This is a genomic window from Pseudorhodoferax sp. Leaf274 (assembly GCF_001422445.1).
In the GTDB taxonomy this organism is placed as follows: Bacteria; Pseudomonadota; Gammaproteobacteria; order Burkholderiales; family Burkholderiaceae_C; genus Pseudorhodoferax.
Genome location: NZ_LMNA01000023.1, coordinates 88128 through 107612, shown reverse-complemented (window position 1 = coordinate 107612; position 19485 = coordinate 88128). Strand labels below are relative to the sequence as shown.

21 protein-coding genes are annotated in these 19485 nt (G+C 68.0%); 8 read left to right on the top strand and 13 right to left on the bottom strand.

Going from position 1 to position 19485, the window contains the following annotated elements; translation table 11 throughout:
* The 3 genes from ASF44_RS17730 to ASF44_RS17720 form a co-directional block, all read right to left on the bottom strand.
* Complete coding sequence (locus ASF44_RS17730; RefSeq protein ID WP_056900806.1) at nucleotides 1-597, bottom strand: XrtA/PEP-CTERM system exopolysaccharide export protein; 597 nt, start codon at nucleotides 595-597, stop codon at nucleotides 1-3.
* Nucleotides 598-845: 248 nt separating this feature from the next.
* Nucleotides 846-1853, bottom strand: coding sequence for an NAD-dependent epimerase (locus tag ASF44_RS17725; RefSeq protein ID WP_056900559.1), 1008 nt, complete (start codon nucleotides 1851-1853; stop codon nucleotides 846-848).
* The gene (locus tag ASF44_RS17720; RefSeq protein ID WP_056900558.1) at nucleotides 1850-2596 is read right to left on the bottom strand and encodes a PEP-CTERM/exosortase system-associated acyltransferase; all 747 of its coding nucleotides are present in this window, start codon (nucleotides 2594-2596) and stop codon (nucleotides 1850-1852) included. Before ASF44_RS17720 ends, ASF44_RS17725 begins: the two co-directional genes overlap by 4 nt.
* Nucleotides 2597-2791: 195 nt before the next feature.
* On the opposite strand from ASF44_RS17720, the gene pilB reads away from it, so the two are divergent.
* Genes pilB through ASF44_RS17690 form a run of 6 tightly spaced genes read left to right on the top strand, consistent with a single transcriptional unit; the run spans nucleotide 2792 to nucleotide 8319 of the window.
* A complete protein-coding gene (pilB, locus tag ASF44_RS17715; RefSeq protein WP_056900557.1) occupies nucleotides 2792-4525 on the top strand; it encodes a type IV-A pilus assembly ATPase PilB in 1734 nt (577 codons plus the stop codon).
* 24 nt (nucleotides 4526-4549) lie between these two features.
* Nucleotides 4550-5767 (top strand): type II secretion system F family protein, encoded by a 1218-nt coding sequence (locus tag ASF44_RS17710; RefSeq protein WP_056900556.1) that lies wholly within the window; start codon nucleotides 4550-4552, stop codon nucleotides 5765-5767.
* Nucleotides 5767-6729 (top strand): A24 family peptidase, encoded by a 963-nt coding sequence (locus ASF44_RS17705; RefSeq protein WP_056900555.1) that lies wholly within the window; start codon nucleotides 5767-5769, stop codon nucleotides 6727-6729. The genes ASF44_RS17710 and ASF44_RS17705 overlap by 1 nt, the downstream gene beginning before the upstream one ends.
* A 1-nt stretch (nucleotide 6730) precedes the next feature.
* Complete coding sequence (coaE, locus tag ASF44_RS17700; RefSeq protein ID WP_056900554.1) at nucleotides 6731-7330, top strand: dephospho-CoA kinase; 600 nt, start codon at nucleotides 6731-6733, stop codon at nucleotides 7328-7330.
* 25 nt (nucleotides 7331-7355) lie between these two features.
* On the top strand, nucleotides 7356-8111 hold the full coding sequence (gene zapD, locus ASF44_RS17695) for a cell division protein ZapD (protein ID WP_056900553.1): 756 nt from the start codon (nucleotides 7356-7358) through the stop codon (nucleotides 8109-8111).
* 4 nt (nucleotides 8112-8115) lie between these two features.
* Complete coding sequence (locus ASF44_RS17690; RefSeq protein ID WP_056900552.1) at nucleotides 8116-8319, top strand: DNA gyrase inhibitor YacG; 204 nt, start codon at nucleotides 8116-8118, stop codon at nucleotides 8317-8319.
* 2 nt (nucleotides 8320-8321) lie between these two features.
* Here the strand turns inward: ASF44_RS17690 and ASF44_RS17685 are convergent, their stop codons facing one another.
* Genes ASF44_RS17685 through secA form a run of 4 tightly spaced genes read right to left on the bottom strand, consistent with a single transcriptional unit; the run spans nucleotide 8322 to nucleotide 13679 of the window.
* On the bottom strand, nucleotides 8322-8789 hold the full coding sequence (locus ASF44_RS17685; RefSeq protein ID WP_056900551.1) for an NUDIX domain-containing protein: 468 nt from the start codon (nucleotides 8787-8789) through the stop codon (nucleotides 8322-8324).
* Nucleotides 8786-9661, bottom strand: a complete 876-nt coding sequence (locus ASF44_RS17680) for an ATP-binding protein (protein WP_056900550.1) — start codon at nucleotides 9659-9661, stop codon at nucleotides 8786-8788. The genes ASF44_RS17685 and ASF44_RS17680 overlap by 4 nt, the downstream gene beginning before the upstream one ends.
* 4 nt (nucleotides 9662-9665) lie before the next feature.
* Nucleotides 9666-10895 (bottom strand): bifunctional glutamate N-acetyltransferase/amino-acid acetyltransferase ArgJ, encoded by a 1230-nt coding sequence (gene argJ, locus ASF44_RS17675; RefSeq protein ID WP_056900549.1) that lies wholly within the window; start codon nucleotides 10893-10895, stop codon nucleotides 9666-9668.
* A gap of 21 nt (nucleotides 10896-10916) precedes the next feature.
* On the bottom strand, nucleotides 10917-13679 hold the full coding sequence (gene secA / locus ASF44_RS17670) for a preprotein translocase subunit SecA (RefSeq protein WP_056900548.1): 2763 nt from the start codon (nucleotides 13677-13679) through the stop codon (nucleotides 10917-10919).
* Between the two features lie 182 nt (nucleotides 13680-13861).
* Between secA and ASF44_RS17665 the strand changes: the two genes are divergently transcribed.
* A complete protein-coding gene (locus ASF44_RS17665) occupies nucleotides 13862-14167 on the top strand; it encodes a DciA family protein (protein WP_056900547.1) in 306 nt (101 codons plus the stop codon).
* Here ASF44_RS17665 and ASF44_RS17660 read toward each other — a convergent pair.
* From ASF44_RS17660 to ASF44_RS17645, 4 genes are read right to left on the bottom strand one after another with little or no spacing between them, the layout of a single operon-like run.
* Nucleotides 14164-14874, bottom strand: coding sequence for an energy-coupling factor ABC transporter ATP-binding protein (locus ASF44_RS17660; RefSeq protein WP_056900546.1), 711 nt, complete (start codon nucleotides 14872-14874; stop codon nucleotides 14164-14166). The genes ASF44_RS17665 and ASF44_RS17660 overlap by 4 nt on opposite strands.
* Nucleotides 14867-15427, bottom strand: coding sequence for a hypothetical protein (locus ASF44_RS17655; protein ID WP_056900545.1), 561 nt, complete (start codon nucleotides 15425-15427; stop codon nucleotides 14867-14869). Before ASF44_RS17655 ends, ASF44_RS17660 begins: the two co-directional genes overlap by 8 nt.
* Complete coding sequence (locus ASF44_RS17650) at nucleotides 15424-16068, bottom strand: energy-coupling factor ABC transporter permease (protein ID WP_056900544.1); 645 nt, start codon at nucleotides 16066-16068, stop codon at nucleotides 15424-15426. The genes ASF44_RS17655 and ASF44_RS17650 overlap by 4 nt, the downstream gene beginning before the upstream one ends.
* Nucleotides 16068-16514: an ABC transporter permease gene (locus tag ASF44_RS17645; protein ID WP_156374575.1), complete on the bottom strand. Its 447-nt coding sequence runs from the start codon at nucleotides 16512-16514 to the stop codon at nucleotides 16068-16070. Before ASF44_RS17645 ends, ASF44_RS17650 begins: the two co-directional genes overlap by 1 nt.
* A gap of 256 nt (nucleotides 16515-16770) precedes the next feature.
* Here ASF44_RS17645 and serA point away from each other — a divergent pair, with 256 nt between their 5' ends.
* Nucleotides 16771-18003 carry a phosphoglycerate dehydrogenase gene (gene serA / locus ASF44_RS17640; RefSeq protein WP_056900542.1) on the top strand — a complete coding sequence of 411 codons (1233 nt, stop codon included), beginning with the start codon at nucleotides 16771-16773 and terminating at the stop codon, nucleotides 18001-18003.
* A 14-nt stretch (nucleotides 18004-18017) separates the two neighbouring features.
* On the opposite strand, the gene ASF44_RS17635 is transcribed toward serA, so the two are convergent.
* On the bottom strand, nucleotides 18018-18776 hold the full coding sequence (locus tag ASF44_RS17635; protein WP_056900805.1) for a YoaK family protein: 759 nt from the start codon (nucleotides 18774-18776) through the stop codon (nucleotides 18018-18020).
* 37 nt (nucleotides 18777-18813) lie between these two features.
* On the bottom strand, nucleotides 18814-19485 hold the full coding sequence (locus ASF44_RS17630; protein ID WP_056900541.1) for an HAD family phosphatase: 672 nt from the start codon (nucleotides 19483-19485) through the stop codon (nucleotides 18814-18816).

Genomic DNA, 19485 nt, shown 5'->3' with positions numbered 1-19485 from the left:
TCAGAACCAGCTTTGTGGAATGACAAGAATATCGCCTGGCTTCATTTCGACGTTGTGCGAGATGTCGCCACGCTTGATCAGATCACGCAAGCGCACCGAATACTGCTTGCCGCCTTCAGCTGTGCGCAAAATCGAAGCGCCATTGCCATCGGCAAAATCCGTGAGGCCACCGACGGCGATCATGACGTCCAGCAAAGTCATTTTCTGCTTGTATGGCAGGAACTGTGGGCGTGCGGCTTCGCCGACCACGCGAATCTGCTCGCTGTAAGGCCCGACAAATGCCGTCACGATCACGGTGACTACCGGATCGCGCACGAACTTGCCCAGCAATTGCTCGATTTCGCGCGCGACCTCCGTCGAATTTTTACCTTGGGCGACCAATTCATCCACCAATGGCGTGGAAACCTTGCCATCGGGCCGCACCGGAACAGTCAGAGACAATTCAGGGTTTCGCCAGACGATGATATTGAGCGAATCACCGGGGCCGATGATGTAGTTATAGTCGCCCGATGCCGCCAATACTGGAGCCGGGGGATATTTGTTGGAGGCACAGCCTGCCAAAACGATCGCCGCAAGAAAAAATCCAAGCTTGCTGATCAAGCCTCGAATCGCAGAATGATGAATTTTCAAGGCAAATCCCCTAGTATTCGGCAACAGTTCATCGAGCGGGGCACTATAGCGCACTTCCCCCAGCACGATTGCGACGTTCCGGCCAGCGGCCCGAGGGCCATGACCAGCGGCAAAGTCGTCGATTCTCTACCCACAACGCGGGCGATTCGCGCGACAAATGCACATAAAGTGGCCTGCATGTTGCGCCCGTTTCGGTTGCGCAACGATGCACAGGCTCAAACGCGGTAGTACCCGCGGTACCAGTCCACGAACTGGGAGACGCCCTGCGCGAGCGGAGTGGCTGGAACAACCCCCACCCAGTCGCCCAACGCCTGCACGTCGGCATAGGTGGCCAACACATCACCATCCTGCAGCGGGAGCAGCCGCTTCTCGGCCTTGCGGCCCAGTGCCTGCTCGATGCAACCGATGAAGTCCAGCAGAGGCACCGGATTGCGGTTGCCGATGTTGAACACGCGGTAGGGCGCATGGCTGGTGGCTGGGTTGGGATCCGCTGCGTCGAATGCGGCATCTGGACTGGCCGGACGGTCGAGCACCCGCACCACGCCATCCGCCACGTCGTCGACGTAGGTGAAGTCGCGCTGCATCTGGCCAAAGTTGTAGACCTCGATGGGTCGTTGCTCCAGGATGGCTTTGGTGAACAGGAACAACGCCATGTCGGGCCGGCCCCAAGGCCCGTAGACGGTGAAGAACCGCAGGCCGGTGGTGGGCAGCCCATAGAGGTGGCTGTAGGTGTGGGCCATCAACTCGTTGGCCTTCTTGGTGGCAGCGTACAGGCTCACGGGATGGTCCACCGCATCGGTCTCGGCAAACGGCATCTTGGTGTTGCCGCCGTAGACGCTGGAGCTCGACGCATAGACCAGATGCCGCACCTTGTGGTGGCGGCAGCCTTCCAGCACGTTGACGAAGCCGACAAGGTTGCTGTCCACGTAGGCGTGCGGGTTGCGCAGCGAGTAACGCACGCCGGCCTGCGCCGCCAGATGCACGACACCCTCAAAACCGTGCTGCGCGAACAGAGCCGCGATGCCGTCGCGGTCGGCCACATCCATGCGCACGAACTGGAACCCGGCCTGCCCCTCCAGCAGCCCCAGGCGACTTTCCTTGAGCGACACATCGTAGTAATCGTTGAGGTTGTCCAACCCGACCACCTCGTCGCCGCGCCCCAGCAGGCGTTGCGCCACGCTCATGCCGATGAAGCCCGCCGCCCCTGTCACCAGAATCTTCACTCCTTGCCCTCCAGCGCGTAGGCGCTTTCCAACTGCGCCTCGATGGCCTTCCACAGGGGCCGGATCATCAGGCGCAGCCCTGATTCCACGGAAGCAGCGTGGATCACGGATGGAACCCGCATCCCCCGGTGCTCGATCGGAGCGCCGATCGGCACGATCTTCACGCCCAGCTTGGCAAAGTGTTCGGCCAGCCGTGGCTCCGTCAGCGTGAAGAGGTATTCGATGTTGTGGCGCTGGGCAATCAGCACCGACGCCATGTACAGGCCGACCGGGATGTAAGGAAAGCGGGGCTGCTGCGCATCGCCGAAGTCGCTCACATCCAGGGCCACCTCCCTGTGCTCCTCGCCGCGCCGGCGCCGGAAGTCCGACAGCACCGCCAGCCGCGACACCTCGGCGATCCGGTCCCGCGGCAGGCGCGAAGGGTCGATCTGGTCCCGGAACAGGGATTGGCTGCACGATTTCTCGAACGGCAGCAAGGAGTCGGACGCATTCGGGTCGGTCAGGATGACGCGCGCGCAGCCCACCAGGCGCGGCGAAGCCTCCGCCGTGCGCATCAGGCAGTGCATCGACCGGACGTCATAGGCATCGGTTTCGCGCTGGTCCGGCCGCACCGGCTCGAACCCCAGTTCGCGCGCATAGACGTCATGGCGGATGAAGAAGACGTCGTTCTTTTCTTTCTCCTTCAGCGCTGGCGCAACGGAGAAGAAGCGGTTGAAGTTGTCGGCAAGGTTGAGTCTGGACATCGGAGGCTCCGTGGTGCTGGCGGCGGCAGACGCCGAGCATACCGACCGCCCCGTGCACGCGCACCGTGGCCACGGCCAAAACGACCAACTCGCTCGCAAAATGATGAGGTTCAACGACAACAGTGCTCGTTTACAGCACCAATTCGATCGGCGATGATGGTCCTGCCCTTCGGGCATTTGCTACATTTTGAGGCTATGGCTGCAGTCGACTCGGCAAAGAACCCTCCCACTGTGGCCCTGCCCGGACTTGGCAGGGCGCTGATCGCCGCGGGAAAGCTGGGCCAGAAAGCGGCCGAGGACATCTACCGCAAGGCGCAGAGCAGCCGGACCAGCTTCATTGCCGAGCTGACCGGCTCGGGTGCCGTGTCGCCGTTCGACCTGGCCCACACGATGTCGTCGGCATTCGGCGCACCGGTGCTCGACCTCGACGCGCTGGACCAGCAGCGCCTGCCCAAGGATCTGGTGGACGCGAAGATCTGCCACGCCTACCGGGTGGTGCCGCTGTCCAAGCGCGGCAACCGCCTGGCCGTGGCCACGGCCGATCCGTCCGACCAGGAGGCGGCCGAGAAGATCAAGTTCGCCACCCAGCTGGTGGTCGATTGGGTGATCGCCGAGTACGACAAGCTCTCGCGCATGCTGGAGTCCGGCGTGGGCCGCGTCGACACGACGATGCAGAACCTGATCGGCAGCGACTTCGAGTTCGACGAAGCCAGCGTTGCGGCCGCCACCGAGACCACCGACACCGCGCCGCAGTCCGAGGTCGAGGACGCCCCGGTCGTCAAGTTCCTGCACAAGATGCTGCTCGACGCGTTCGGCATGCGCGCATCCGACCTGCATTTCGAACCCTACGAGCACAACTACCGCGTGCGCTTTCGCATCGACGGCGAACTGCGCGAGATCGCCTCGCCGCCGGTGGCCATCAAGGACAAGCTGGCCTCGCGCATCAAGGTCATCTCGCGGCTGGACATCTCCGAGAAGCGCGTGCCGCAGGACGGCCGCATGAAGCTCAAGATCGGGCCGGACCGCGTGATCGATTTCCGCGTGAGCACGCTGCCCACGCTGTTCGGCGAGAAGATCGTCATCCGGATCCTGGACCCCAGCAGCGCCAAGCTGGGCATCGATGCACTGGGCTACGACCCGGAGGAGAAGGCGCGGCTGATGCATGCCATCGGCCGCCCCTACGGCATGATCCTGGTCACCGGCCCCACGGGCTCGGGCAAGACCGTGTCGCTGTACACCTGCCTGAACCTGCTGAACAAGCCCGGCGTCAACATCGCCACGGCGGAAGACCCGTCGGAAATCAACCTTCCGGGCGTCAACCAGGTCAACGTCAACGAGAAAGCCGGGCTCACCTTCGCGGCTGCGCTGAAGTCCTTTCTGCGGCAGGACCCCGACATCATCATGGTCGGCGAAATCCGCGACCTGGAAACGGCCGACATCGCGATCAAGGCCGCGCAGACCGGCCATCTGGTGCTGTCCACGCTGCACACCAACGATGCGCCCACCACGCTCACGCGCATGCGCAACATGGGCATCGCACCGTTCAACATCGCCTCCAGCGTGATCCTGATCACCGCCCAGCGGCTGGCACGCCGCCTGTGCAACAACTGCAGGCAGCCCATCGACATCCCGCGCGAGACGCTGCTGCAGTCGGGCTTCGAGGAAAAGGACCTGGACGGCAGCTGGAAGCCCTACCACCCGGTGGGCTGCAGCCAGTGCAACAACGGCTACAAGGGTCGCGTCGGCATCTACCAGGTCATGCCGATCAGCGAGGAGATCCAGCAGATCATCCTGTCCGACGGCAGTGCGCTGGACATCGACCGGCAGGCCAAGCGCGAGGGCGTGCGTTCGTTGCGGCAATCGGGCCTGCACAAGGTCAGGCAAGGCATCACCTCGCTCGAGGAAGTGCTCGCCGTGAGCAACGAATAAGCACGTCCACCGCCGAGAGGATCTATGGCCACCGCTGCTTCCAGGGACGTCAAGGAGTTTGTCTTCGAGTGGGAAGGCAAGGACCGCAATGGCAAGCAGGTTCGCGGCGAGACCCGCGCTGCCGGCGAGAACCAGGTGCAGGCCTCGCTGCGCCGCCAGGGCGTGTTCCCTACCAAGATCAAGAAGCGCCGCATGCGCGGCGGCAAGTCCATCAAGCCCAAGGACATCGCGATCTTCACCCGCCAGCTCGCCACCATGATGAAGGCCGGCGTACCGCTGCTGCAGGCTTTTGACATCGTCGGCCGCGGCAACGCCAACGCCAACGTGACCAAGCTGCTGAACGACGTGCGCATGGACGTGGAAACCGGCAGTTCGCTCAGCGGGGCGTTCCGCAAGTTCCCGCTGTACTTCGACAGCCTGTACTGCAACCTCGTGGAAGCCGGTGAGGCCGCCGGCATCCTGGAGGCGCTGCTGGACCGGCTGGCGACCTACATGGAGAAGACCGAGGCGATCAAGTCGAAGATCAAGTCGGCGTTGATGTACCCGATCTCGGTGGTGGTGGTCGCCTTCATCGTCGTCTCCGTCATCATGATCTTCGTGATCCCGGCGTTCAAGGAGGTGTTCAGCTCCTTCGGCGCCGACCTGCCGGCGCCCACGCTGCTGGTGATCGCCATCAGCGAGTTCTTCGTCTCGTACTGGTGGCTGATCTTCGGCGGCATCGGCGGTGGCCTGTACTTCTTCATGCAGGCCTGGAGGCGCAACGAGCGCGTGCAGCAGGTCATGGACCGGCTGCTGCTGAAGGCGCCCGTCTTCGGCGTGCTGATCGAGAAATCGTGCATCGCGCGCTGGACGCGCACGCTGGCCACGATGTTCGCGGCCGGCGTGCCGCTGGTGGAGGCACTGGATTCCGTCGGCGGCGCCTCGGGCAACTCGGTCTACGCCGTGGCCACCGAGAAGATCCAGCAGGAAGTCTCGGTCGGCACCAGCCTGACCGCGGCCATGACCAACGCCAAGGTGTTCCCCAGCATGGTGCTGCAGATGTGCGCCATCGGCGAGGAATCGGGCTCCATCGACCACATGCTCGGCAAGGCCGCCGACTTCTACGAAGAAGAGGTGGACGACATGGTGGCCGGCCTGTCCAGCCTCATGGAGCCCATCATCATCGTGTTCCTGGGCGGGCTGATCGGCGGCATCGTGATCGCGATGTATTTGCCGATCTTCAAGCTCGGCCAAGTCGTCTGATGCCGGGTCTCGCCTGGCTGGACGCCGCGGTCGGCGGCGTCCTGGGATTGCTCATCGGCAGCTTCCTGAATGTCGTGGTCTACCGGGTGCCGGCCATGATGTACCGCGGCTGGCTGCGCGAGTCGGCCGACAACCTGATGGCGGCCGACCCCACGATGGGCGTGCCCACCTCGCTGTGGGACCTGGTGTTCGGCGGCAAGGCCGCGCCGCCCGCACACCTGTACGCCAGCGCCGAGGCGGCCGGCAAGGCGCTCGACCAACTGGCGCCGCTGGACCTGGTGCGCCCGCGCTCGCGCTGCCGTGCCTGCGGCCATGCCGTGCGCTGGTACGAAAACCTGCCCGTGCTGAGCTGGCTCGCCTTGCGCGGCGCCTGCTCCAGCTGCGGCACGCGCATCGGGTGGCGCTATCCGCTGGTCGAGCTGGCGACCGGTGCCCTCTTCGCGCTGTGCGCCTGGCGCTGGGGGCTGGGCCCGGTGGCCGCGGCCTGGGCCCTCTTCGCCGCCCTGCTGCTGTGCCAGTTCCTGATCGACCTGGACACGCAGCTGCTGCCCGATTCCCTCAACTACATGCTGCTGTGGGCCGGCCTGCTGGCCAGCGTCCTGGGCTGGACCATCCCGCTGTCGGCCGCGGTCTGGGGCGCGGCCGCCGGCTACTTGGTGCTTTGGGGCTTCTTCCATGCCTATCGCCTGCTCACGGGCAAGGAAGGGATGGGCTATGGCGACTTCAAGCTGCTCGCCGCACTGGGCGCGTGGCTGGGCGCCGACCACCTGCTGGCCATTCTGCTGCTGTCGTCCATCGTCGGCGCACTGCTGGGCGGGGCGCTGCTGTTGCGCGGGCGGCTGGCGCACAAGGACGTGCCCATCGCGTTCGGCCCCTTCCTGGCCGGCGCCGGCCTGCTGTGCCTGGTGCTGGGGCCGGACCAGGTGCGGCACCTCGCGCCGTTCGCCTTTCCCTGGGGATGACATGAAGACCCTGGGGCTGACCGGCGGCATCGGCAGTGGCAAGAGCACGGTCTCCGCCATGCTGGTCGAACGCGGGGCCGCGCTGATCGATGCCGATGCCAATGCCCGCAGCGTCACGGCGCCCGGCGGAGCGGCGATCGAAGCCATCCGCGCACAGTTCGGCGACGCACTGATCGCACCCGATGGTGCGCTCGACCGCGCCCGCATGCGCGAACTCGCGTTCCGCGATCCGGCGGCCAAACGCCGGCTCGAGGCCATCGTCCATCCCCTCGTGGGCGAGCTGGGCCGCCAGCAGCTGGAGGTGGCCCGCCGTGCCGGCCACGGCTGCGTGGTGTACGACATTCCGCTGCTGGTCGAATCCGGCCGCTGGCGCGCCCTGCTCGATGCGGTGCTCGTGGTCGATTGCCGGCCCGAGACGCAAGTCGCACGGGTGATGGCCCGCAGCGGCCTGACCGAGGAGGCCGTGCGCGCCATCATCGCCGCGCAGGCGCCGCGCGTGCTGCGGCTGGCCGCGGCGGACACGGTCATTTACAACGACGGCATTTCCCTGGACGCGCTGCGGATTGCCGTCCATCGGTTCGCGCTGGCCTTCGGGCTATGATCGGCCGCGAACGGAAGTCCAGAGCGTGATCCTTTACGAGTACCCCTTCAACGAACGCGTCCGCACGTATCTGCGCCTGGAGCATCTGTTTCGCCGGCTGGTCGAACTGATGCCGCGCGAACACCCGGTCGACCACCATTTCGCGCTCGTCACGCTGTTCGAGATCATGGACGTGGCGGCCCGCGCCGACCTCAAGTCCGATGTGCTCAAGGACCTGGAGCGCCACAAGAGCCAGTTGGCCGGCTACCGCGAGAACCCCGCCATCGACCAGCGCGTGCTGGAAGACGTGATCGGGCAACTGGAGCAATGCTTCACCGCCCTGCACGAGCAGCCCGGCAAGGCAGGCCAGCCGCTGACCGAGAACGACTGGCTCATGAGCCTGCGCAGCCGCGTGAGCATCCCCGGGGGCACCTGCGGCTTCGACCTGCCGGCCTACTACGCCTGGCAGCACAAGGATGCCAACGTGCGCCGCCAGGCCATCGGCGAATGGAGCACCACGCTGGCGCCGCTGGCCGAGTCCATCCAGCACCTGCTCAAGATGCTGCGCGACTCCGGTGCGCCGCAGAAGGTCATGGCGCTGGCGGGCCAGTTCCAGCAGAACCTGCCCCAGGGCCGCACCTACAACCTGATGCGCCTGCGCATCGATCCGGCCCTGGACCTGGTGCCCGAGATCAGCGGCAACCGGCTCATGGTCTCGGTGCGGCTGATGCGCCAGGGTGAAGACTCCAAGCTGCACCAAGTCAGCGACGATGCGGCCTTCGAAGTCGCTCTGTGCGCCTGACACCATGGCGGCAGAAGCATCGGCACGCTGGGTGACCTGCCCGACCTGCAAGGGCAAGAGCCTGTACGCGCCCAGCAATGCATTCCGGCCGTTCTGCAGCGAGCGCTGCAAGAACCTGGACTTCGGCGCCTGGGCCAGCGAGAGCTTCGCGGTACCCGACCCCACGCCGCCGGACGACCAGCCCTTCGGCGATCCGCGGCTGCAGTGAGCCTAGGCGCAGGTTGCGCCGTTGAAACCGCGTTCTGCCGCAAGCCAGTCGAGCACCGGCAGGGCGCCTGGCAGCACGGGGGTCACGCGCACCGGCAGATCGGCCCAGGCGAAGCGCTGGCCCTCGCGCATGTCCAACTGCCCGCCCCATTCACGCACCTTGCAGAAGTTCAGGCGCACCAGCGCGTGCGGATAGTCCACGAGCTCCACGCGCCAGGGCTCGGCCGCGCCGGTCACGATGCCGATCTCTTCCTGCAGTTCGCGCCGCAACGCCTGCTCCACGGTCTCGCCGGCCTCCAGCTTGCCGCCTGGAAACTCCCAGTAGCCGGCATAGACCTTGCCCTCGGGGCGCGAGGTCAGCAGGAAGCGGCCCTGCGCATCGAGCAGCACGCCCACGGCCACGTCGACGGCCTTGCGGTCAGGCCCGCCCTCGCGCGGCCGGTCGCCGTCCGCCACCAAGGTCCTGCTCATGCCGTGGCGCGCCGGCCCGCGTAGTCGCGCGCGAACTGGTAGGCCACGCGGCCGCTGCGCGAAGCGCGTTCGAGCGCCCAGACCAGGGCCTCGGGCCGCGCCGCCTCGACCGCCGCATCCGACAGGCCGAACGAGCGCAACCACTGCGCAACGATGACGAGGTACTCGTCCTGCGTGAAAGGATAGAAGCTGACCCACAGGCCGAAGCGTTCGGACAGCGAGATCTTTTCCTCGACCACCTCGCCCGGATGCAGCTCGCCGTCGTCCGTGTGCTTGTACGTGAGGTTTTCCTTCATGTACTCGGGCAGCAGGTGGCGGCGGTTGCTGGTGGAATAGATCAGCACGTTGGGCGTGGACGCGGCCACCGAACCGTCCAGGATGGACTTCAGCGCCTTGTAGCCCGGCTCGCCGTCCTCGAAGGACAGGTCGTCGCAGAAGATGATGAACTTCTCGGGCCGCTGGGCCACGACCTCGACGATGTCGGGCAGGTCCACGAGGTCGGCCTTGTCGACCTCGATCAGGCGCAGGCCGCGCGGCGCGTACTCGTTGAGGCAGGCACGGATCAGCGAGGACTTGCCCGTTCCCCGCGCACCGGTCAGCAGCACGTTGTTGGCGGGCTTGCCCTCGACGAACTGCAGCGTGTTGCGCTGGATCTTTTCCTTCTGCCCGTCGATCTCCTGCAGGTCCGCCAACGCCATGCGGCCGATGTGGCGCACCGGCTCCAGCAGCGCATGGCCGGAGCTGCGCTTGCGGTAGCGGTAGGCGATGGAGGCAGACCAGTCGGGCTCGGACAGCGGCGCCGGCAGCACCCGCTCGATGCGGGCCATGAGCTGCTCGGCCCGCGCGAGCATGCGTTCGAACTGTTCGTTCATGCGGTCAGGAACGGTAGTCGGCGTTGATGCTCACGTAGTCGTGGCTCAGGTCGCAGGTCCAGACCGTGTCGACGGCCTCGCCGCGGCCCAGGCCGACGCGGATCGTGATCTCGCTCTGCTTCATCACGCGCTGGCCGTCCTCCTCGCGGTATTCGGCCCGGCGGCCGCCGCGCGTGACCACGTGCACGTCGTCCAGGTGCAGCTCGATCAGCGTCTGGTCCAGGTCATGGATGCCGGCGTAGCCCACCGCCGCCAGGATGCGGCCCAGGTTCGGGTCGCTCGCGAAGAAGGCCGTCTTGACCAGCGGCGAATGCGCGATGGCATATGCGGCGAGGCGGCACTCCTCGGCCGTCTTGCCGCCTTCGACACGGATGGTGATGAACTTGGTCGCGCCCTCGCCGTCGCGCACGATGGCCTGGGCGAGCTTCTGCGCCACGTCCAGCAGGCCTGCGCGCAATGCGCGTCCGTCCGGCGTGTCCCAGGACTCGATGACCGGATGCGCGGCCTTCTGCGTCGCGATCACGACGAAGGAATCGTTGGTGGAGGTGTCGCCGTCGATGGTGACGCGGTTGAACGACGCATCGGCCAGGTCCTTGGCCAGTGCCTGCATCAGCGCCGGCGCGATCTTCGCGTCGGTCGCCAGGTAGCCCAGCATGGTCGCCATGTTGGGGCGGATCATGCCCGCGCCCTTGCTGATGCCGGTGATGGCCACCTGGACGCCCGAGAGTGTCACCTGCGTGCTGAAGGCCTTGGGCACGGTGTCCGTGGTCATGATGCCTTCGGCGGCGCGCGCCCAGTGGTCGGCCTTCGCATCGGCCAGCGCAGCGGGCAGGCCCGCGATGATGCGCTCGCTGGGCAGCGGCTCCATGATCACGCCGGTGGAGAAGGGCAGGATCTGCTCGGGCGCCACCTCCAGCTCCTGGGCCAGCGCCACGCAGGTGGCCTGGGCGCGCGCCAGGCCGTCGTCGCCGGTGCCGGCATTGGCGTTGCCGGTGTTGACCAGGATCGCGCGGATGCCATGGCCGGCCGCGAGGTGCTTGCGGCAGATCTGCACCGGCGCGGCGCAGAAGCGGTTCTGCGTGAACACGCCGGCCACGGCCGCGCCTTCGTCGAGCAGCACGACCGTCAGGTCCTTGCGGTGGGCCTTGCGCACGCCGGCTTCGGCGACGCCGATGCGCACGCCGGCGACGGCGTGCAGGTCTGCGGGGTTCGGGGGGGAGAGATGGACGGGCATGGAATTCCTTCTATCGGCGTCTTATGCCAGCTTCCCGTGACACTGCTTGAACTTCTTGCCGCTGCCGCAGGGGCAAGGGTCGTTGCGGCCCACGCGCTGGCCGTCGAACGCGAGCGCGTTGCCGCCGGCAGCCTGGGCTTCGGCGCGCACCTCGACCTCGCCGGTCTCGGTGGGCGCGGTGTAGGTCACGTTGGCCACCTGCTCGCTGCGCTGCTCCAGGTCCTGCGCGGCCTGGCCGGCCTCTTCGCTGGACTGGATGCGCACCGTCATGAGCAGCTTGGTGACGTTGTTCTTGACGGCGTCCAGCATCTGGCCGAACAGCTCGAAGGCCTCGCGCTTGTACTCCTGCTTGGGCTGCTTCTGCGCATAGCCGCGCAGGTGGATGCCCTGGCGCAGGTAGTCCAGCGACGAGAGGTGCTCGCGCCAGTGCTGGTCCATGCTCTGCAGCAGCACCATGCGCTCGAACTGCGTGAACTGCTCGCCGCCAACCAGCGCCACCTTGGCGGCGAAGGCCTCGTCGGCCGCGGCGACGACCTTCTCGACGATGTCGTCGTCGGTGATGTCGTTGGCCGCCTCGACGGCGGCCTGCAGCGGCACCTGCAGCTGCCAGTCATCGGCCAGCGTCTTTTCCAGGCCCGGCAGGTCCCACTGCTCCTCGACCGACTCGGCCGGCACGAACTGGCGCACCAGGTCGGTGAAGCAACCGTGGCGCAGGCCCCTGATCTGCTCGGTCAGGTCGGCCGCGTCCAGGATTTCGTTGCGCTGGGTGTAGATGACCTTGCGCTGGTCGTTGGCGACGTCGTCGTACTCCAGCAGCTGCTTGCGCATGTCGAAGTTGCGCGCCTCGACCTTGCGCTGCGCGCTCTCGATGCTGCGCGTGACGATGCCCGCCTCGATGGCCTCGCCCTCGGGCATCTTGAGCCGGTCCATGATGGCCTTGACGCGGTCGCCCGCGAAGATGCGCATCAGCGGGTCGTCCAGGCTCAGGTAGAAGCGCGAGGAGCCCGGATCGCCCTGGCGGCCCGAGCGGCCGCGCAGCTGGTTGTCGATGCGGCGCGACTCGTGGCGTTCGGTGGCGATGATGCGCAGCCCGCCCAGCGCCTTGACCTGTTCATGGTCCTGCTCCCACTGCGCGCGTGCCTTCGCTTCCTCGGCCTGCAGCGCGGCTGCGTCCTTGCCCGGATTGGCGGCGTGCACGGCCTCGATGGCCTTTTCCAGGTTGCCGCCCAGCACGATGTCGGTGCCGCGGCCTGCCATGTTGGTGGCGATGGTAATCATCTTGGCCCGGCCGGCCTGGGCCACGATGTCGGCCTCGCGCGCATGCTGCTTGGCGTTGAGCACCTGGTGCGGCAACTTGGCCTGGATCAGCAGCTGGTCGATGATCTCGGAGTTCTCGATCGAGGTCGTGCCCACCAGCACGGGCTGGCCGCGCTCGTAGCATTCGCGGATGTCGGCGATGGCCGCGTCGTACTTTTCCTTGGTGGTCTTGTAGACGCGGTCGAGCTGGTCCTCGCGCCGGTTCACGCGGTTCGGCGGGATCAGCGTGGTCTCCAGGCCGTAGATCGACTGGAACTCGAAGGCTTCCGTATCGGCCGTGCCGGTCATGCCGGCCAGCTTGGCGTACAGCCGGAAGTAGTTCTGGAAGGTGATCGAGGCCATGGTCTGGTTCTCGGGCTGGATCGCCACGCCTTCCTTGGCTTCCACGGCCTGGTGCAGGCCGTCGCTCCAGCGCCGCCCGCTCATCAGGCGGCCCGTGAACTCGTCCACGATCACGACCTCGCCGTCCTGCACCACGTAGTGCTGGTCGCGGTGGTAGATGTGCTGGGCCCTGAGCGCCGCGTTCAGGTGGTGCATCAGCGTGATGTTGGCCGGGTCGTACAGCGAGGCGCCCTCGGGGATCAGGCCCAGGCTGGACAGGATGCGCTCGGCGTTCTCGTGGCCCTGCTCGGTCAGGAACACCTGGTGCGACTTCTCGTCCACGGTGAAGTCGCCGGGCTTGGTCACGCCTTCGCCGGTGCGCGGGTCGGCCTCGCCCTCCTGGCGCGTCAGCGTCGGCACGGCCTTGTGGATGGCCAGGTACAGCTGGGTGTGGTCTTCGGCCTGGCCGCTGATGATCAGCGGGGTGCGCGCCTCGTCGATCAGGATGGAGTCCACCTCGTCGACGATGGCGTAGTTCAGGCCGCGCTGCACGCGGTCGCGCACCTCGTAGACCATGTTGTCGCGCAGGTAGTCGAAGCCGTACTCGTTGTTCGTGCCGTAGGTGATGTCGGCGGCGTAGGCGGCCTGCTTCTCCTCACGCGGCATCTGCGGCAGGTTGATGCCGACCGTCAGGCCCAGGAAGTTGTACAGGCGGCCCATCCATTGCGCGTCGCGGTTGGCCAGGTAGTCGTTGACCGTGACCACGTGCACACCCTTGCCCGACAGCGCATTGAGGTAGACCGGCAGCGTGGCCGTCAGCGTCTTGCCCTCGCCCGTGCGCATCTCGGAGATCTTGCCCATGTGCAGGGCCATGCCGCCCAGCAGCTGCACGTCGAAGTGGCGCATCTTCATGATGCGCTTGGAGCCCTCGCGCACCACCGCGAAGGCCTCCACCAGCAGCGAATCCAGCGTGGCGCCGCCGGCCACGCGGTCCTTGAACTCCTGGGTCTTGGCGCGCAGCTCGTCGTCGGAGAGCTTCTCCAACTGGGATTCCAGCGCATTGATCGCCTGCACCGACTTGCGGTATTGCTTCAGCAGCCGTTCGTTGCGGCTACCGAAAATCTTGGTCAGGAAATTGATGGTCATGAATACGAGATCGCCCGCCTCCGCCCAGCTTGGCGCGGTGGCATGGCGACCGAAATCCCTTGAAATCGGTGGAATCCGGAAATGGCGGCAGGGCGCGGTTGGCCCGGGGCCTGGCGCGTGCCAAACCGGCGATTTTATGCCGGGCGTCCTGCGGCGCTGGTGACCCCGATAATCTCCCGGCCATGCATGCCCCACGCCGTTCGTTCACCTTGCAGCAAGCCGTTGCCGATTCACAGCCGCTGGCGCGGCTGTCGGCCCTGGTGCGCGAGTCGGCCGACCGCCTGGCAGCCGTGCAGCAACTGATCCCGGCGCCCATGCGCGCCGCCATCCGCCCCGGCCCCATCGACGAGAACGGCTGGTGCCTGCTGGTGGACAACAGCGCCGCGGCGGCCAAGCTGCGGCACCTGGCGCCGCTTCTGCAGTCCGCGCTGCGCACCCGCGGCTGGGACGTGGTGGCGATCCGCGTGAAGATCCAGAAGCGTCTTTAGGCCAGGTCGGCGCGGGCCAGCAGATCGGCGTCGGCCAGCGCCTGGCCCAGCGGTCCGTCGTAGGCCAGGCTCCCATCGGCCAGCACCAGCGCCCGCGCGCCCAGTTGCGGCGCGCTGGCCAGTTGGTGGGTGCTGGTGATGACCGTGGCCGGGCTCTGCGCCAGCCAGTCCAGCAGCCAGCGCGCGGTGCGTGGGTCCAGATGGGCCAGCGGCTCGTCCAGCAACAGCAGTTTCGGCTCCATGACCAGCACGCAGGCCAGCGCCAGCCGCTGCTTCTCGCCGCCCGAGAGCAGGAAGGGCGGCCGGTCCAGCAGATGGGCGATGCGCAGGCGCGCCGCCCAGTCGGCGATGCGGGCCTCGGCGTCAGGCAGGCCCAGGCGGCGCGGGCCGTAGCCGATCTCGTCGCGCACGGTGGGGTTGAACAGCATGGTCTCGGGATGCTGGAACAAGAGGCCCACCTCGCGCCGAAAGCGCCGTGCCCAGTCGGTGCGCCGGGCCCGCGCGGCCGTCACCACGTCGCCGTCGTAGCGGTACTGGCCCGCCGTGGCATACACCAGTGCGTCGAGCAGCTGCAGCAGCGTGGACTTGCCGCCGCCGTTGGCACCCAGCAGCACCAGCTTCTCGCCGGGCTGCACGCACAGCGAGAGGCCGGCCCAGACCGGTGCGGCATCCGGCCAGCCGAACGCCGCCCGCTCCAGCTCAATCATCGAAGCCGCCGCGCGCCCGCACGGCCATGGCCGAAGCCTGGGCACCGGCCACGGCGTGGTCCAGCAGGTGGCTGGCCGTGGCCGCACCATGCCGCGCACGCGCACGCAGGCCGCCGGCGCCGGCCGTGCGGCTGCGAAAGGCCAGGCCGTGCGCACGCACCAGGCGCGCGAACACCAGGGCCTGCCCGGCCGCCAGCGTGGCCAGGAACTGCAGCGTGGGCGCAAAGGCCAAGGCCTGCAGCACGTTGACGCGCGCCACCAGCCCCAGGCCCAGCAGCACCAGCAGCAGCACGCGCAGGTTCATCACCAGCAGCGGTTCGGCCAGTGGCGCCAGCGGCCGCCCCTGCAGCCACACCTGCAACAGCCAGCCGCCGCTGACGGCCAGGTTGAAGGCCAGCACCGCCACAACGCAGCGGCGCAACAGCCGCCAGCGCTGCGGGCCGGCCAGCCCTAGCGCCAGCACCAGGCCGATGGCCAGTGCGCGCGCGTCGTGCACCAGGCCCACGCCCAGCACCGCCAGCAGGTAGGCACCGAGCCAGCGCGCCGACGTCATGCGAAGCGCCAGCGCCGCGCCTTGGCGGCACGCCAGACCAGCAGCGTCAGCGCAGCCTCGGCCAGGCCCAGCAGCGCGTGCGGCACCAGCACGGCCGGCAGCACCACCGACGGGCCGAACGGAAAGAACAGCGGCGTGCCGTCGGCGCGCCGGGCCAGCCAGGGCTGCAGGCCCAGCACCAGGGCCACCAGGGCCGCCGAAACCATGACTGCGCACCAGGCCGCCAGCAGCACGGCCGCATCCTCGTGCCAGCCGCGCAGCGCGCGGAACACGGCCAGCGCCACCAGCGCACCGGCACCGCCGATGGCCAACGCATTGACGGGCAGCGCCGTGATGCCGCCGGCACCGAACAGCAGCGACTGCAGCAGCAGCACCAGGCTGTAGGCCAGGAAGGCCAGCCGCGCGCCGAACAGCAGCGCCAGCAGGGCCACGCCCACGGCATGGACCGAGGTGCCGCCAGGCAGTGGCAGCATCACCAGGCCCATGGCGTAGACCAGCGCGGTGACGGCAGCCAGGCGGGGCACCAGTGCCTCGTCCAGCCGCTCGCGCAGGCCGCGGCCGGCGGCCCACCAGGCCACGGCCGCAACGGCATAGGCCGGCAGGTAGGTTTGCGGCGACAGGAAGCCGTCGGGAATGTGCATCAGGCCCGCCTGCTGCGCAGCAGCCGCTTCGCCAGCGCGCCCAGCCCGAGGATCAGGCCCGCACCGAGCGCCACGCGCGCCCAGCCCGGCTCGGCCGGTGGCGGGGCAGGCGCCGCGTTGTCGTGCAGCGCGAACGCGAGCGCCGTGTCGATGCCGTGGCCGTCGACCGAGAACGCCCGCAGCCGCCAGCCCTCGGCGGCGCCCGCGGCACCCGGCAGGAGCACCAGACGGCCCTGCGCATCGGTGAGGCCGGACTGCACGGGCTCGGTGCCCTTGCCGCGGAACAACTCGTAGCGCTCGAATGCGAACGGCTCGCCATCGGTGAAATGCAGCGACACCACCACCGCCTCGCCCACGCGGACCTCGTGCCGCAACGCATGCGCAGATGCCCCGCCCGCCAGCGCCCAGACCGCCAGGGCAAGGATGCAGGCTCGCCAGCCGTGCATGGGTCAGCGCGCCCCGGGCACTGCAGCGCCGCAGGCCCCTGCCCTACCGCCAAAGCGGGCGTAAGAAGAATTTCTCATCTGGCTTATTTTTTCAGAAACCGGGCCGCATGCCAGGGCGGCTGCGCAAATTCCCTGCCCCGGCTTGCCCGCGTCGGCAGCAATGCCAAAGCCCGCCATGCGGCCGGCCTGCGCAGGACCCCATAGTAGGATCGCGCTCCTTTTTTCCCGTCCCAGCCGCCCGGCGCACCTGCAATCCATGACGCTTCCGACGACCTCCCTGGACAAAGCCAAGATCAAGTTCCTGCTGCTGGAGGGCATCCACCCCTCCGCCATCGAACTGCTGCGCGCCGCCGGCTACAGCCAGATCGAAGCGCTGCCCTCGGCACTGCCGGACGAGGAACTCCAGCGCAAGATCGCCGACGTGCATTTCCTGGGCATCCGCTCGCGCACGCAGCTGACCGAAGCGGTGCTCCAGCACGCCCACAAGCTCGCCGCCGTGGGGTGCTTTTGCATCGGCACCAACCAGGTCGACCTGGCGGCCGCGCGCGAGCGTGGCATCGCGGTGTTCAACGCGCCCTACTCCAACACGCGCTCGGTGGCCGAGCTCGTGATCGCCGAGGCCATCCTGCTGCTGCGCGGCGTGCCGGCCAAGAACGCGTCCGCACACCGCGGCGGCTGGCTCAAGACGGCCGAGAACTCCTACGAGATCCGCAGCAAGACGCTGGGCGTGGTGGGCTACGGCGCCATCGGCACGCAGCTGTCGGTGCTGGCCGAGGGCCTGGGCATGCACGTCGTGTTCCACGACATCGTGGCCAAGCTGCCGCTGGGCAATGCGCGCCAGGTGGGCCTGAGCGAGCTGCTGGCGACCAGCGACATCGTCAGCCTGCACGTGCCCGAGACGGCGTCCACGCAGTGGATGATGGGCGCGGCCCAGATCGCGGCCATGAAGCCGGGCGCCATCCTGATCAACGCATCGCGCGGCACTGTGGTGGAGATCGAGCCGCTGGCCGAGGCCGTGAAGGCCGGCAAGCTGCTGGGCGCGGCCATCGACGTGTTCCCGGTGGAGCCGCGCGGCAACAAGGACGAGTTCCTGTCGCCGCTGCGCGGGCTGGACAACGTGATCCTGACGCCGCACATCGGCGGCTCGACCATGGAGGCCCAGGCCAACATCGGCATCGAGGTGGCGGAGAAGCTGGTGCGCTACAGCGACACGGGCGCCACCACGTCGTCGGTGAACTTCCCCGAGGTTTCGCTGCCTTCGCACCCGGGCAAGCACCGGCTGCTGCACGTGCACCAGAACCGGCCGGGCGTCCTGTCGGACATCAACCGCATCTTTTCCGACAACCAGATCAACATCTCGGCGCAGTACCTGCAGACCAACGAGAAGATCGGCTATGTGGTGATCGACCTGGATGCCGGCTCGTCCGAACGCGCGCTCGAGAAGCTGGCCCAGGTGCCGGGCACGATCCGCTCGCGCCTGCTGTTCTGAAGCGTCGCTGCGCTTCAGCGCGGCCGCATGAGCAGCGGCCGCAGCTTGTGCAGGTCGCGCCACAGCGGCGGCAGCGAGATCGTGAGCAGCAGCGCGGCCAGCGGCACCACGCAGACGAAGCCCAGGTGCGTGAAGCCCAGCGCGCCGGCCATGCCGCCAAGCACGAAGCCGGCCAGCAGGCCCCCCGTGAGCCGCAGCTTGGCACGGTCGTGGCGCACCGGGCGGTGCGCGGACGGCGCACGGTTGACATACAGCATCTTGCCCAGCTCCATGCCCAGGTCGGTCACATTGCCCGTCATGTGCGTGGTGCGCACGCGGCCGCCCGAGGCCTTGGAGCTGACGGCGTTCTGCAGGCCCATGATGAAGGACAGCAGCAGCACCGTGAGCGGCACGGTGAACGGCGTCTCCCAGCCCAGCGTGATGGCGCCCATCAGGCCGAACGGGAACATCAGCAGCGCCTCGCACAGCAGCGGCAGCGCGTAGATGCTGTCCAGCCGGTGCTGGCGGCCCCAGTTGACCAGCACGGCGGTGGCCGCCGCGCCCGCGATGAAGGCCAGCAGCGCGCCGAGCGCCGTGAGCACCAGCCCGACCTGGCCCAGCGCCAGGCCGTCGGCCAGCTGCGAGGTGAAGCCCGTCATGTGCGAGGTGTACTGGTGCAGCACGAGGAAGCCGCCGGCGTTGATGGCGCCAGCGTTGAAGGCCAGCAGCAGGCCCAGCGCCCGGTTGGTCGAGGGCGCGCGGTGCCGGCTGGTCAGGACGAGGAAGCGGCGCATGGCGACCACCGGATGCAAGCCCCGCGCCAGCCCTGCCTCAGGCCCAGTCGGCCAGCAGGCCTGGCAGCGCCACCATGTCGGTGAACACGTGGACGGCGCCGGCCGCGCGCAGGCTTTCGGCCGGGCTGTGGCCCGGCCCGCCCGGGCTGTAGCCGAAGACCGTGGCGCCGGCGGCGACGCCGGACGTGACCCCCGTGACGGTGTCCTCCACCACGGCGCAGCGCCGCGGGTCGGCGCCCAAGGCAGCGGCTGCGGCCAGGTAGACGTCCGGCGCGGGCTTGGACTTCGGCATCTCGTGGCCGCTGAAGATGCGGCCCTCGAAGCATGCGTACAGGCCGACCTTGCGCAGCTGCAGCTCGACCTTGGCGCGGTCGGCGCCCGAGGCGCAGGCGATGCGCCCGCCGGTTGCCGCGTGCAATGCCGGCACGGCCGTCTCGGCGCCGGCGATGACCTCGAGGTCGCTTTCCAGCGCCGCGTTGCGCCGGGCCCAGAAGGCTTGCAGCCACTCCTGCGTGACGGGCTGGCCCGTGCGCTGCTCGATCAGTGCGGCCTCGTCCTTGACGGCCTTGCCGACGAACAGGCGCATGCACTCCTGCTGCGTGATGTGCCAGCCGCGCTCGCCCAGCACCTGGACCAGCACACGGTGGGTGATGGGCTCGGAATCGACGAGCACGCCGTCGCAGTCGAAAAGGATGGCATCGAATCGCAT